The sequence below is a fragment of the Bacillus alkalicellulosilyticus genome (genome assembly GCF_002019795.1).
Taxonomy (GTDB): Bacteria; Bacillota; Bacilli; order Bacillales; family Bacillaceae_F; genus Bacillus_AO; species Bacillus_AO alkalicellulosilyticum.
Genome location: NZ_KV917381.1, coordinates 3,651,931 through 3,667,589, shown reverse-complemented (window position 1 = coordinate 3,667,589; position 15,659 = coordinate 3,651,931). Strand labels below are relative to the sequence as shown.

At 38.7% G+C, this 15,659-nt stretch carries 10 protein-coding genes; all 10 read left to right on the top strand.

Going from position 1 to position 15,659, the window contains the following annotated elements:
- The first annotated feature begins 168 nt into the window (after positions 1–168).
- Positions 169–1,263, top strand: coding sequence for a 3-isopropylmalate dehydrogenase (leuB, locus tag BK585_RS18405; protein ID WP_078555400.1), 1,095 nt, complete (start codon positions 169–171; stop codon positions 1,261–1,263).
- Positions 1,264–1,301: 38 nt separating this feature from the next.
- Complete coding sequence (gene leuC / locus BK585_RS18400; protein ID WP_078555399.1) at positions 1,302–2,714, top strand: 3-isopropylmalate dehydratase large subunit; 1,413 nt, start codon at positions 1,302–1,304, stop codon at positions 2,712–2,714.
- Between the two features lie 26 nt (positions 2,715–2,740).
- On the top strand, positions 2,741–3,325 hold the full coding sequence (leuD, locus tag BK585_RS18395; RefSeq protein WP_078555398.1) for a 3-isopropylmalate dehydratase small subunit: 585 nt from the start codon (positions 2,741–2,743) through the stop codon (positions 3,323–3,325).
- A 636-nt stretch (positions 3,326–3,961) separates the two neighbouring features.
- Positions 3,962–5,014 carry a tetratricopeptide repeat protein gene (locus BK585_RS18390; RefSeq protein ID WP_078555397.1) on the top strand — a complete coding sequence of 351 codons (1,053 nt, stop codon included), beginning with the start codon at positions 3,962–3,964 and terminating at the stop codon, positions 5,012–5,014.
- Between the two features lie 175 nt (positions 5,015–5,189).
- Positions 5,190–6,485 (top strand): trigger factor, encoded by a 1,296-nt coding sequence (gene tig / locus BK585_RS18385; RefSeq protein WP_078555396.1) that lies wholly within the window; start codon positions 5,190–5,192, stop codon positions 6,483–6,485.
- Positions 6,486–6,946: 461 nt separating this feature from the next.
- Complete coding sequence (gene clpX / locus BK585_RS18380) at positions 6,947–8,221, top strand: ATP-dependent protease ATP-binding subunit ClpX (RefSeq protein WP_078555395.1); 1,275 nt, start codon at positions 6,947–6,949, stop codon at positions 8,219–8,221.
- A 115-nt stretch (positions 8,222–8,336) separates the two neighbouring features.
- Positions 8,337–10,010, top strand: coding sequence for an ATP-dependent protease LonB (gene lonB, locus BK585_RS18375; RefSeq protein ID WP_078555394.1), 1,674 nt, complete (start codon positions 8,337–8,339; stop codon positions 10,008–10,010).
- Between the two features lie 195 nt (positions 10,011–10,205).
- Positions 10,206–12,530: an endopeptidase La gene (lon, locus tag BK585_RS18370; protein ID WP_078555393.1), complete on the top strand. Its 2,325-nt coding sequence runs from the start codon at positions 10,206–10,208 to the stop codon at positions 12,528–12,530.
- On the top strand, positions 12,527–13,162 hold the full coding sequence (gene yihA / locus BK585_RS18365) for a ribosome biogenesis GTP-binding protein YihA/YsxC (RefSeq protein ID WP_078555392.1): 636 nt from the start codon (positions 12,527–12,529) through the stop codon (positions 13,160–13,162). The genes lon and yihA overlap by 4 nt, the downstream gene beginning before the upstream one ends.
- Positions 13,163–13,295: 133 nt before the next feature.
- Complete coding sequence (locus BK585_RS18360) at positions 13,296–15,443, top strand: PAS domain-containing sensor histidine kinase (protein ID WP_078555391.1); 2,148 nt, start codon at positions 13,296–13,298, stop codon at positions 15,441–15,443.
- The last annotated feature ends 216 nt before the right edge of the window (positions 15,444–15,659 follow it).

Genomic DNA, 15,659 nt, shown 5'->3' with positions numbered 1-15,659 from the left:
TAGTCAAGCTATCGATAGTGATAGTGTTGTTTACCTTTTTTAGTCTGAATAATTCAAATAATAACTAAAAGAAAAAACTGGATCGATACAGAAGGCTCAGTGTGTACTAAAATAGAGAAGAAACAATTGAGTCATCTGAACTATATGTGGGTAGGAAGGAAGGGAACCATGAACAAAAAAATCACAGTATTACCTGGTGACGGAATTGGACCAGAAGTTGTCCAATCAGCAATCGAGGTATTAAACAGCGTTGCAAAGCATTATAACCACGAATTTGAATATACGTATGCCAAACTTGGTGGAGTAGCGATTGATGAAGAAAACACACCACTTCCAGAAGAAACAGTTAGACTTTGTAAACAAAGCGACGGAGTTCTTTTAGGAGCTGTGGGTGGACCGAAATGGGATACACTTCCTGGACATATGCGCCCTGAAAAAGGACTTTTAGGAATCCGTAAAGAGTTAAACCTTTTTGCTAACCTACGTCCTGTAACAGCACATGAAAGCTTAACTGGTTCTTCTACACTTAAAAGTGAAGTCATTAACGGAGTAGATTTAATGATCGTTCGTGAACTTACTGGAGGCCTTTATTTTGGAGAGCCAAGTGAGCGTCGCCAAGTAAACGGAGAAGAAGCAGCACTAGATACAATGATTTATTCTCGCAGCGAAATTGAGCGAATCATGAGACAAGGATTTGAACTTGCAAAAGTTCGTCGTCAAAAAGTAACGTCTGTCGATAAAGCAAACGTTCTTGAATCTAGTAGACTATGGAGAGAAGTTGCCATAGAAGTAGGCAAAGATTATCCAGACATCGAACTAGAGCACATGTTAGTTGATAATGCAGCGATGCAATTAATTCGTAACCCGAAGCAATTTGATGTAGTCGTAACTGAAAATATGTTTGGTGATATTTTAAGTGATGAAGCATCTATGTTAACTGGTTCATTAGGAATGTTACCTTCTGCTAGTATCGGAAGTGGTGGTCCTGGATTATATGAACCAATTCACGGTTCAGCACCTGATATTGCAGGTCAAAACAAAGCGAATCCATTAGCAACCATTGCATCAACGGCAATGATGCTTAAATATTCGTTTGGAATGGTAGAAGAAGCAGATCTCATTGATGCTGCCATTAGTAAAGTATTAAACGATGGTCATCGTACAGGAGACATCAGTAACCCGGGAGAGGCTACGTTGTCTACAACTGAAATGACGGCCAAAGTTCTTGAGGCTATCGAAGAATTACAAGCGGTGAAAAACTAAACTACAAGCTTAAGAATGAAAGTGGGGAAGAGGAGAAAATGAGCGCAAAAACGATTATTGAGAAAATTTGGGATAAACATACGGTCTTAGATGAGGCAGGTAAACCAACCCTTTTGTACATCGATTTACAAATGGTTCATGAAGTAACATCACCTCAAGCATTTGAGGGATTACGTCTTTCAAACCGTAAAGTTCGTCGCCCGGACTTAACATTTGCAACAATGGACCACAACGTCCCAACACTAAACCGTTATAACATTACAGATGAAATTGCTAAGAAACAAATGGAAACATTAAAAAATAACTGTGATGAGTTTGGCATTACAGTAGCTGACTTAAACAGCCCTGACAATGGTATCGTTCACGTTATTGGACCTGAGTTAGGATTAACTCAACCTGGAAAAACAATCGTTTGTGGAGATAGCCATACATCAACTCACGGTGCGTTTGGTGCCCTTGCATTTGGTATCGGAACAAGTGAAGTAGAACACGTATTAGCTACACAAACATTATGGCAATCAAAACCAAAAACGTTAGAAGTACGAGTAACAGGTCGTCTTGCTACTGGAATCACAGCAAAAGACGTTATCCTAGCGATTATTTCTAAGTTTGGTGTGGATTTTGGAACAGGTTCAGTTATTGAATTTACAGGTGAAGCGATCCGTGGAATGACAATGGAAGAGCGTATGACAATCTGTAACATGTCAATTGAAGCTGGTGCCAAAGCTGGATTAATCTCTCCTGACCAAGTAACGTTTGATTACTTAGAAGGAAGAGAATATGTTGCAAGTGGTGCAGAATTCGAAAAGAAAGTGGAAGAGTGGAAAGCTCTTGCTTCTGACGAAGGTGCAGAATATGACCGCGTAGTGACGATCGATACATCTGAAATTCAACCGATGGTAACTTGGGGAACAAACCCAGCTCAAGGAATTCGTATTAATGATACAATTCCATTCCCTGAAGATGGAAAAACACAAACAGAGCGAAAAGCAATTACTCAATCTCTTGAATATATGGGTCTTGAGTCAGGAATGAAAATGACTGACGTTGCGGTTCAGCACGTATTCATTGGTTCTTGTACAAACTCTCGTATTAGTGACCTTCGTGCAGCAGCAGCTGTAGCAAAAGGTCGTAAAGTAGCAGAAGGAGTTCGTGCGATTGTTGTACCAGGTTCTCAAAAAGTAAAACTCCGTGCCGAAGAAGAAGGATTAGACAAAATCTTTATCGAAGCAGGATTTGAATGGCGTGAATCAGGATGTTCAATGTGCTTAAGTATGAACCCTGACTTTATCCCTGAAGGTGAAAGATGTGCATCGACTTCAAACCGTAACTTTGAAGGTCGTCAAGGTAAAGGGTCAAGAACTCACCTTGTCAGCCCTGCAATGGCAGTTGGTGCTGCTGTAACTGGTAAGTTTGTTGATGTAAGAACTTTCGATAAAGCTAACGTTTAATAGACAATCTAAGGAAGGTGAATATAATGGAACCAATCGTAGTACACACTGGTAAAGTAGCGGGCATGAACCGCGTAAACGTAGATACAGATCAAATTATTCCAAAGCAATTTTTAAAACGCGTCGAGCGTACGGGTTTTGGACAGTTTTTATTCTTTGACTGGAGATTCAATGCAGATGGCACGGACAATCCAGAATTTGAATTAAACCAAAAGCATAACCAAGGCGCTACAATTTTAGTAGCTGACCACAATTTTGGTTGTGGATCATCACGTGAACATGCTCCGTGGGCATTAAAGGATTACGGCTTCCAAGTCATCATTTCTCCAAGCTTTGCGGATATCTTTTATAACAACTGTGTGAAAAACGGTATCCTACCTATTCGTTTAGACGAAAACAAAGTATACGAGTTAATTGAAAACGCTGATAAAGATGTTTATGAAATCACTGTAGATTTGAAAGAACAAAAAATCACAGATACAAATGGTTTTGAAGCAACTTTCGAAATCGATGCATACTGGAAAGAAATGCTTTTAAATGGCTGGGATGAAATCGGATTAACATTACGTTACGAAGAGAAAATCACTGAATACGAAAAAGCACAAGCATAAGCTAAAGCAAAGGCTGAGTCGAATTGACTCGGCCTTTTTCTTTTGAGGAAGAGACTGAGCAATGAAGTTGCAAGGCCAAACAAAAAGGTCGTTCTCCCGTCGATGAACGCCCCAACGAGAGGAAAAGCGCAACAAAAAGTCGTTCTCCCGTCGATGAACGCCCCAACGAGAGGAAAAGCGCAGCAAAAAGTCGTTCATCCCGTCGATGAACGCCCCAACGAGAGGAAAAGCGCAACAAAAAGTCGTTCATCCCGTCGATGAACGCCCCAACGAGAGGAAAAGCGCAACAAAAAGTCGTTCATCCCGTCGATGAACGCCCCAACGAGAGGAAAAGCGCAACAAAAAGTCGTTCATCGCACGAATGAACGCCCCAACGAGAGGAAAAGCGCAACAAAAGGTCGTTCATCGCGCGAATGAACGCCCCAACGAGAAGAAAAGCGCAGTAAAAGGTCGTTCATAAGAACCGCCACCAACGCAACCGAACTCGTAATAGCTCAAACTAACAACATTCACTACCGCATCAACCTAAATCATCTCTGTTTCTCCGTTGTTTTTTTAGTGATGACCTGATAAACTAGTCAAAAGGTGAAATTAAGGTAGCATTGTTGAGGTTACAAGAAGAACGGAGCGGGTTCAATGTGTAACGACCAAAACCAGAAAAAAGACAATGTCGTTCTTTTTCCAGGGCTTGTGTTAAAACTGGTTGATAAAGGAATGGCATCGTTAAAAGCAAAAAAGTTTGAAGAAGCGTTACGTTTTTTTCAAGAAGCATTAGAACTTGAACCGAATCATTCGAAAGGAAGGTTTGGAGAAGTTCTCTCTTATATTGAGTTAGGCATGCTAGAGGAAGCCGCTGAAAAGAGCAAAGAAATGCTTCATGAAGATATCGGAAATTACTATGAAATATTACAAGTACATATCTCAATCTTATTTCAGCTTAGTAATTACGAGGAAGTTGTTATCATGTTAGAGGCTGTGCTGTCGGAGGAACAGCTTCCGTCCAATGTGGCTGAATCGTTTTATCAGTGGCTTCACTTCAGCAGGCAAATGATAGGGGATGGTATAAACCTCGAATTCGAGCAACCGCCACATTTAGAGGAGCAAGAACCACCGCAAGAGTTACTGCATTTGCTTGAGAATGAAGACCGTACGAAACAATGGAAAGCGATACAACTGCTAAGCAAGAGTAAGCATCCTATCGTCATTACCGCTTTAAAAAAGTTTTTAGTGGATGACCATGACTTAATTTTAAAAAGTGTTGTTCTTCAGCTTCTTTCTGATTTACAGATTAATGAACCGATTGAAATAAGTAAACAAGGGCAAACGGTGACTGTTGTTCCGACAAACGTAAAAAATGTGTATACCCAAGAGTTCGGTCAACAGGTAGAAAAAAGAATTATTGCCGAATTAGAACATGACAATCCGAGTTTACTCGAGACTGTTTTGCATTTGTGGTGGCATTACTTATTTGCGGTTTACCCATTAATCCCGATACCAGAAGATGAGAGGCTCTGGGCGGCTGCGGTTCACATTGTTGGATTGGAAGGACAAGGCTTTGATTTTGACGAATTAGAGATAGCCAATCGCTATCAAGTCTCTGTATTTGAGATGTTAGAAAAATCAAATGAAATTAGTGATATTGAACAAAATGTATTTCAAGACGTGCAAATGAATAATTTAGGCCGGTAACATACATAATGAATAAAAATTAAGAAACTTTTACATACCGCTTTATTTGACTAGCATTTTTCAAACTGAAACTATTAATAATTGAAATGATAAACCATTATGGTTATAATTAAATGGTTGTCAATCGTGGAAATACAGCGGAAATACGTAATTGAAAGTTGGAGGGAAAGTAAAAATGAGTGCCAAATGGGAAAAATTAGAAGGAAATCAAGGTGTCCTTACAGTTGAAGTAGAGGCTGATAAAGTAAACGACGCACTAGAACAAGCATTTAAAAAAGTAAGTCAAAAAGTAAACATTCCGGGGTTCCGTAAAGGAAAAATTCCTCGTTCTCTTTTTGAACAACGTTTTGGAGTAGAGTCTTTATATCAAGATGCATTAGATATTTTATTGCCACCATCTTATGCTAGCGCTATTGATGAAACAGGTATTGAACCAGTGGATCGTCCTGACATCGACATCGAAAAAATGGAAAAAGGCTCAAACCTAATTTACAAAGCGACAGTTACTGTTAAGCCAGAAGTACAATTAGGCGAGTACAAAGGACTTGAAATTGAAGCAGTTGATACAACTGTGACTGATGAAGATGTTGAAAACGAGCTTAAGCAATTACAAGAAAAAAATGCTGAGCTAGTTGTATTAGAAGAGGGAACAGTAGAAACAGGAGATACGGCTGTTATTGATTTCGAAGGATTTGTTGATGGTGAAGCATTTGAAGGCGGAGCTGCACAAAACCATGCGTTAGAAATCGGTTCTGGTCAATTCATTCCTGGATTTGAAGAGCAATTAATTGGTCTTAAATCTGGAGATGAAAAAGATGTTGAAGTTTCTTTCCCAGAAGAATACCATGCAGAAAACCTAGCGGGTAAACCTGCTACATTTAAAGTAAAAATTCATGATATCAAGCGTAAAGAGTTACCTGAGCTTAATGACGATTTCGCTAAAGATGTGAATGAAAACGTTGATTCATTAGAAGCTTTGAAGGCTGAATTAAAAGACAAGCTTCAAAAAGATAAAGAGCACCAAGCAGATCACCAACGTCGTGACGCAGTTGTTGAAAAAGCTGCAGAAAACGCAACGGTTGATATCCCAGAAGCTATGGTTGCAACTGAAGTTGATAGAATGCTTCAGGAGTTTGGCCAACGTCTACAGTATCAAGGTATGAGCCTTGATATGTACTATCAGTTCTCAGGTACTGATGAAGAAGGTATGCGTGAGCAATTTAAAGCAGATGCTGAGAAGCGTGTACGTGTGAACTTAACACTTGAAGCGATTGCAGAAGCTGAAAATGTTGAAGTATCTGACGAAGATGTTGAGCAAGAACTAGCTAAATTATCTGAAATGTATAACCGTCCAGTAGACGAGCTTAAGCAGTTATTCCAAGCTCAAGGCGGCATTGAAGGAATTAAACAAGACTTAAAAGTTCAAAAAGCTGTTGACTTACTTTTAGAAAGTAGCAAAACAACTGCATAAGCAAACATAAGAGACAAGGCTCGATTATTCGGGCCTTGTTTTATACAAATGAGGTTTTTCAGTTCGACATTTTTAAAGGAAAGCTCTTAGTGCAACCTCTTTTTTCAGGATTTGAAGTATGAATTACTCTATAGTTGAACAATATGAGTAGAAGACCGATGCTAGGCAAAAGAAAAATAATTAATGCTCATGGAAAAGAAGAGGAGTTTTTTACTAAGATCTTGAATAGAGTAAGTTATATACAACTCTGCAGGGCAGTCCATAATAGAAAGACATTCATAGTGTTTAGAAAAAAATTACATACACAAGGCGAAGTGTTACCGTAATTGAAAGAGATTATGATAAAATGCAATACATAGCTTTAAAATTCAAACAACTTTTCTTTTTTCCATACCCTTCCCAGAAGGTTATATTTTTTAATTGCTTAGCCATCGTGGTACAATCTAGTTAGGGGTGATTCAATGTTTAAATTTAACGATGAAAAAGGACAATTGAAATGTTCTTTTTGTGGGAAAACACAAGACCAAGTTAGAAAACTGGTTGCAGGACCTGGTGTATATATATGTGATGAATGCATTGAGTTGTGTACTGAAATTGTCGAGGAAGAATTAGGGACTGAGGAAGAAGTAGAGTTTCAAGAGATTCCGAAGCCAAACGAAATTCGAGAAATACTTGATGATTACGTAATCGGTCAAGATACGGCGAAGAAATCATTAGCAGTTGCTGTATATAACCATTACAAGCGTATCAATTCGTTAAGCAAAGCAGAAGATGTGGAGTTAGCGAAAAGTAACATCGCATTAATTGGTCCTACAGGTAGTGGTAAAACATTGCTGGCCCAGACGCTTGCACGTATTTTAAATGTTCCTTTTGCCATTGCAGATGCGACCTCATTAACTGAGGCTGGCTATGTAGGGGAAGACGTTGAAAATATCCTCTTAAAATTAATTCAAGCAGCTGACTATGATGTGGAGAAAGCTGAAAAAGGAATCATTTATATTGATGAAATTGACAAAGTCGCTCGTAAATCTGAAAATCCTTCGATTACTCGAGATGTTTCAGGTGAAGGGGTACAGCAAGCTTTACTTAAAATTCTTGAAGGAACAACAGCGAGTGTACCACCTCAAGGCGGAAGAAAACACCCGCATCAAGAATTCATTCAAATTGATACAACTAACATACTCTTTATTTGTGGGGGAGCGTTTGATGGAATTGAACAAATTATCAAACGTCGCCTTGGTAAGAAAGTAATTGGGTTTGGTTCAGATAATAAGCAAGAGGATTTAAAACCAGGTGAATACTTATCAAAAGTACTTCCAGAAGATTTACTTCGTTTTGGACTTATTCCAGAATTCATTGGAAGACTACCGGTTATCTCAAGCTTAGAGCCATTAGATGAAGAAGCGTTAGTTGAAATTTTAACAGCACCAAAAAATGCACTTGTGAAGCAATATAAAAAGCTTTTAGAGATGGATGAAGTAGAGTTAGACTTTACAGAAGAAGCACTTCTAGAAATCGCGAAAAAAGCAATTGAGCGAAAAACAGGGGCTCGTGGTCTTCGCTCTATCATTGAAAGCATTATGCTTGATGTAATGTTCGATCTACCATCACGAGAAGATGTTGTTAAATGTACGATTACAAAAGAAAGTGTATTGAATAACGAGGCACCTCTTTTGACAACTGAGGATGGTACTGAGATTAAGCTTAATAAAAAAGAACCAAAAGAAAGTGCATAATTAATTTCCATAATATCCCTAACTGACATGATGTTGGTTAGGGATTTTTTGTTTACTCATGATGTTCTCGGAGATACTAAAAGAAAATGACAACCAAACGTCTAGGGGGATATCTATGAATTGGACTGGAGTAGCGTTACTGATTCAATTAGTATTTGGGACTATTATCGGAATTTACTTCTGGAACTTACTTAAAAGTCAGCGTACACAAAAAGTGTCTGTCGACAAAGAGTCTAGAAAAGAAATGGAACAGCTACGTAAGATGAAGGCCATTCAACTAAGTGAGCCTCTATCAGAAAAAGTAAGACCATCAAGTTTTGATGAAATTGTTGGTCAGCAAGAGGGGATTCGAACATTGCGTGCTGCACTTTGTGGTCCGAATCCACAACATGTGATTATTTATGGTCCACCTGGTGTTGGGAAAACAGCAGCAGCAAGACTTGTTTTACAAGAAGCAAAAAAGAATGCTAGGACCCCATTCCGTCATGATGCTACTTTCGTTGAATTAGACGGAACAACGGCACGCTTTGATGAAAGAGGAATAGCTGACCCATTGATTGGTTCAGTCCATGACCCAATCTATCAAGGAGCGGGTGCAATGGGACAAGCAGGGATTCCACAACCGAAGCAAGGGGCTGTGACGAAAGCTCATGGTGGAGTTTTGTTTATTGATGAAATTGGTGAATTGCATTCAATCCAATTAAATAAGTTACTTAAAGTACTTGAGGACCGCAAAGTATTTTTAGAAAGTGCCTATTACAATGAAGAAAATCCGCAAATTCCAAGACATATTCATGAAATATTTCAAAATGGATTACCAGCCGATTTCAGGTTAATTGGAGCAACGACAAGAACACCTCAAGAAATTCCGCCTGCGATTAGGTCTCGTTGCCTAGAAGTATACTTTCGCTCTTTAACACAAGATGAAATCATTTCAATCGCCGAGAAGTCGGTAAAAAAGATGGATTTCACAGTAGAAGAAGGAGCATTAGAACGAATTTCGAAGTATGCTACAAATGGTCGTGAAGCTGTCAATACCGTTCAAATTGCGGCTGGGGTTGCTACTGCAGAAGGACGAACAGAGATTAGCAATGCTGATGTAGAGTGGGTTATTCATTCTAGTCAACTAAGTCCAAGACCTGAACGAAAAATACACAAAGAACCAAAAGTAGGTTTAATAAACGGTCTAGCTGTGTATGGTCCTAATATGGGGGCTGTTATGGAAATTGAAGTGAATGTCTTAGCCGTTAGTAAGGGCAAAGGTCAAATCAACATCACTGGGATAGCAGAGGAAGAAAGTACAGGAAATCAATCTCGTTCGATTCGACGAAAGAGTATGGCAAAAGGCTCCGTCGAAAATGTCGTTACAGTATTACGTAAAAATGGACTAGCCACTGCTGACTATGATATCCATGTGAACTTTCCAGGTGGAACACCTGTTGACGGTCCATCTGCAGGGATAGCGATTGCAACAGGAATCTATTCAGCAATTAACAATATTAAAATAGATAATAAAGTAGCGATGACCGGAGAACTAAGCATTCATGGTACAGTAAAACCAATTGGTGGAGTTGTTGCTAAAATTGAAGCAGCAAGGGATGCAGGAGCTACTAAGGTGGTCATCCCTAAGGAAAATGAACAAGCGATTCTTCAATCAATCGATGGAATTGAAATCATTTCGGTTGAAACGTTTGAAGAAGTATTAGAGCATACGCTAGTATCAGAAATAGAAAATGAAGAAGTGATACCTGCAAGTCAATCGCTTCACTCACCAGCTACTTCGATTTAGCTCTGATATTAGACAAAGGAAAGTCAATAAGATAAAATTGTACAAGATACGAGTGGGGTTACTATACAAGAGGTACTGCGATGAATGGATGACTATTTCGTGTCTTGAATCGACAATACTTCGAGGGTGTCCATATGTGGGCACCCCACTCAAATTTTGAAACAGGGAACTGGAAAGGTTTTTGGAGGTGCTCTCATGGTCGAAGGTAGAACGCGGGTTATTCCATTATTACCGTTACGTGGACTTTTAGTTTTTCCAACAATGGTTTTACATTTAGATGTAGGTCGGGCAAAATCAGTACAAGCGTTAGAAAAAGTAATGGTGCATGACCATGAAATTTTACTAGCGACGCAAAAAGAAATTTCAATTGATGAACCAAGTGAAGAAGAAATTCATACCGTAGGGACATTAGCAAAAGTAAAACAAATGTTAAAACTTCCAAATGGCACAATCCGGGTATTAGTAGAAGGATTACAACGGGCGCAAATTGAAAGATATCTCGAAAATGACGACATGTTTGAAGTTGAGATTCAAGTCCTTGAGGATGAGCAAATTGAGAGTGAAGTAGAACAGACAGCACTCATGCGAAATACATTGCAACAATTTGAACAATATATTAAGCTCTCGAAGAAGATTTCAGCCGAAACGCTAGCTACGGTGACAGATATCACGGAAGCTGGTAGGTTGGCAGATGTCATTTCTTCTCATTTGCCAATAAAGATTGCTGAAAAGCAAGAGTTACTTGAAACGATTTCTGTGAAGGAAAGACTGCTCTCCATTATTGATGTCCTTAACAATGAAAAAGAAGTGCTTGGTCTCGAAAAGAAAATCGGGCAACGAGTTAAGAAGTCGATGGAAAAGACGCAAAAGGAATATTACTTACGAGAGCAAATGAAAGCTATTCAAAAAGAGCTAGGCGATAAAGAAGGGAAAACTGGAGAAATTGCGTCTCTTAAAGAAAAGATTGAAGAGGCACAAATGCCAGAGTCCGTTCAGGAGAAAGCATTTAAAGAGTTGGACCGCTATGAAAAAATGCCTTCTAATGCAGCCGAGAGCTCTGTGATTCGTAATTATATTGAGTGGTTGCTGAACTTGCCGTGGAAAAAAGAAACAGAAGATGTTCTTGATATTCATCATGCTGAAGATATTTTAAATGAAGATCACTATGGTCTTGATAAAGTAAAAGAAAGAGTACTTGAATACTTAGCCGTTCAGCAGTTAACGAAGGAATTAAAGGGACCTATTTTATGTCTAGCTGGCCCTCCGGGTGTCGGTAAAACATCACTCGCTCGATCCATTGCACGTTCACTTAACCGCAAGTTTGTTCGAATTTCCTTAGGCGGTGTAAGAGATGAAGCCGAAATTAGAGGGCATCGAAGAACGTATGTTGGGGCAATGCCTGGTCGCATTATGCAAGGCATGAAAAAGGCTGAGACGATTAACCCTGTATTTTTACTTGATGAAATTGATAAAATGGCCAATGATTTCCGTGGCGACCCAGCTGCAGCTCTGTTAGAGGTATTGGACCCAGAACAAAACAATACATTTAGTGATCATTACATTGAGGAACCTTATGATTTATCAAAGGTGATGTTTGTAACAACGGCTAATAATATTGGGACAATTCCTGGACCTTTACTCGATAGAATGGAAATTATCTCGATTGCAGGTTATACAGAAGTTGAAAAACTCCATATTATTAAAGATTATCTTTTACCTAAACAAGCAAAAGACCATGGTTTAGGAAAAGGGACGCTACAAGTAAAAGATGAAGCGTTAATGAAGGTCATTCGTCGCTATACGCGAGAAGCGGGTGTCCGTAACCTTGAAAGACAAATGGCAACCATTTGTCGTAAAGCCGCAAAATTAATTGTCTCAGGTGAAAAAAAGAAAGTCGTCGTGACAGAAAAGTCGCTTGAAGATATGTTAGGGAAACCAAAGTTCCGCTATGGTCAAGCTGAGGTAGAAGACCAAATAGGAACAGCAACAGGGCTCGCCTATACGACAGCAGGTGGGGACACGTTATCGATTGAAGTCTCCGTTGTTCAAGGAAAAGGGAAGCTTATCTTGACAGGTAAGCTTGGCGATGTCATGAAGGAATCGGCTCAAGCGGCATTCAGCTATATTCGTTCACGTGCAGATGAACTTGACATTGATCCTAGTTTTCATGAGAAAAATGATATTCATATCCATGTACCTGAAGGGGCAACACCAAAGGATGGTCCTTCTGCTGGGATTACGATGGCAACAGCGCTGATTTCTGCATTAACCGGGAGACCCGTTAAAAAAGAAGTGGGGATGACAGGGGAAATCACACTTCGTGGTCGCGTGTTACCAATCGGCGGACTGAAAGAAAAAGCGATGAGTGCACACAGAGCGGGTTTAACGAAAATCATTATTCCAAGTGAAAATGAAAAAGACTTAGAAGAAATTCCGGACACAGTCAGAGAAGGTTTAACATTTGTCATTGTTTCACATTTAGATGAAGTATTAAAGCACGCATTGGGAGAGAAAAAATGAAGGTAACGAAAGCAGAGTTAGATACAGTTGCAGTAAAGCCAGAAGGATATCCAAAAGGGCCAATTCCTGAGATTGCCTTAGCTGGTCGTTCAAATGTAGGAAAGTCATCTTTTATTAATAAAATGATTAATCGAAAAAGCTTAGCCCGTACATCACAAAAGCCTGGGAAAACACAAACATTAAATTTTTATCTGATTAATGAAATGATCTATTTTGTTGATGTCCCAGGTTACGGCTTTGCTAAAGTTCCAAAAACAGAAAGAGAAGCATGGGGACGAATGATCGAAACATACATACAACAAAGCTCTAAACTAAAAGCTGTTGTCCAAATTATCGACATTCGCCACGAACCATCTAAAGATGACAAGATGATGTATAGTTGGTTAAAACATTATGGTATCCCGGTTATTTTAGTCGCAACGAAATGCGATAAAATACCAAAAGGGAAATGGCAAAAACATACAAGTGCCATCTCAAAATCTTTAGGAAAAGACCCAAATGATTCAATTTACGTGTTCTCATCTGAAACAGCTTATGGGAAAGATCAAATTTGGGGAGCGATCCTCGACTATTCCAAGCGTAAAAGAGAAATTGAAGAAATAGAGCAAGTAGATGAGTTAGACATTGAATAAATTTCAAGCTTGAACACAAATGGTCATATACGACCAAAAATGTTCAAGCTTTTTTCCATCTTATAGAGGAATTATATGTGAAAGTATGGAATATTTTATAGAGTTGACTAAATGACTGAAAGGGATTAAATTAATGCCACATAAAATATTAGATCATTTACGAGATGCTGTATTTTCTTTAGATCACAATTGGCGCTTTTATTACATAAACCAAGCAACTGAACAGCTATTAGGTAAATCAAGAGAAGAACTAACAGGTACGTGTATTTGGCATTTGTATCAGGAATTAGTTGGATCTCCTTTTTATTATCAGTTTCATCAAGCCTTAGAACAAAATAAAGAAGTCCGGTTTGAAGAAAGATTTACATCGATCAATAAGTGGTATGAAATAAGGGCGTATCCTTATGAAACAGGGATCATTGTGCATTTTACCGACATAAATGCAAAAAAGAAAGTAACTGAGAAGGAAAGAGAGCATTATAAATCGTTATTTGAACAAAATCCAGATGCTGTTTATTCAATGGACTTAAATGGAAAGTACACATCTGTGAATCGAAGTTTTGAAATATTGTTTGGGTATCACCAGGAAGATTGTTTACAAATGGATTTCACTTCTCTTGTGAACCGGGATGATTCCGAAAAAGCATTCCGTCATTTTTTGTTAGCATCAAAAGGAATACCGCAAGAATATGAAAACGTTTGCATCCATAGATTAGGCAAAAGCATTCATGTTAAGGTGACGAACTTACCGATTATTGTAAACGACGAAGTCGTCGGGATATACGGAATTATTAAAGACATTACGCAAGAGAAAGTCATTCAACAAGAGATTAAAGAAAGTGAAGCGAACTTAAAACTTGCATTAAAAGTGGCAAAGCTTGGGACATGGGAATGGGACATCAAAGAGAATAAGCGAGTTTGGTCTGATGATTCCTATGAAATGTTTGGTTCCTATTTTAGAAGCCCTCAAATAAAGTATGAAGATTTTTTAGCTCTCATCCATCCAAACGATAAAAAATTAGTAGCGGATGCTATTGATGACCTTAAATTAGGACATCCACTGAATATACATTATCGGATTGTAAAACCGAATGGACAATTGCGTCATTTAGAAGAAGTGGCTGAAGCCATTTTTGATATAGAAGGTAACGTCATGAAGCTAGTTGGAGCGACTAGAGATATTACAGAAAGAAGAATTGAACAAGACCGATTAAAGAAAAGTGAAGAATTGTACCGCTTGATATCAGAGAACTCACAAGACTTTATCTCATTCCTTTCTCCAGTAGGTGTCATTCAATACATCTCACCGGCGGTAGAGAACTTGCTTGGATTTACACCAGCGGATTTGGTAGGGAAATCGGGGGCAGATCTAATAGACGAAGATGATAAAACGTCTATTTCACAAATGAGTATTGAGGATAGTGATATTTTTCCGGTAAGAGTTCGGCATCAAAAGGGTCATGAATTATGGATAGAAGTCTCCCTCAAAATCATTCGTGATGAAAAAGGCGATATTGAAAAGATTCTAGTCATAGGTCGAGACATATCAGACCGTATTGAAGCAAAAGAATTACTTGTGAAATCTGAGAAGCTCTCTCTCACTGGCCAATTAGCAGCTGGGATAGCTCATGAAATCCGTAACCCATTAACGGCGATAAAAGGATTTGTTCAAATGATGCAACTTGGATATGAGATTCAGGAAGAATATATTTCATTGATGTCGTCGGAGTTGAATCGTATTGAATTTATCTTAAATGAATTATTGCTGCTAGCAAAACCAACAGAATCTAAGTTTGAACAACGCGAGATACATACGATATTAAATCATGTCATTACGCTGCTTGAGACCGAATCAAATTTGAAAAATGTAAGGATTAACAAACAATTATATGAAGAGGACCTCTTTATTGATTGTAATGAAAATCAGTTGAAACAAATTTTTATTAACTTTGTCAAAAATGCATTAGAAGCGATGCCAGAAGGTGGTACAATCGACATATGTACAAGAGAAGAAGATGGTGAAGTTGAGGTAGTCATAAGAGACTATGGGTACGGAATTGAAGCAGAAAAGCTAGAGAAAATTGGTCAGCCGTTTTACACAACGAAAGAAAATGGAACGGGGTTAGGGCTTGCAGTGAGCTTTAGTATTATTGAGCACCATAAGGGGAAAATTGCGATAGAAAGTGAAGTCAACCAAGGAACAACGATTATCGTCAAGCTCCCACTAGCAAAGAACAATAACAAGGAAGTTACTGAATTAATAGAAGATTACACGGAGTAATCAAACAATAAACTGCGATAACGTAAAAAGCCTGAAAAGAAAATCTTTCCTTTGTCAGGCTTTTTACTAATTGTAGCGTGCTCATACATGCCTTGTAAGGTGACTAAGGAAGGTTGTTTGTAAAGGTAACTCAAGGAGAGCACGGCTTCGCTCGCTACGCGTCAAACAAAAGAACCCCACTTTTGTTTGACTTTAAAAGATGGTAGCGGCTTTGCT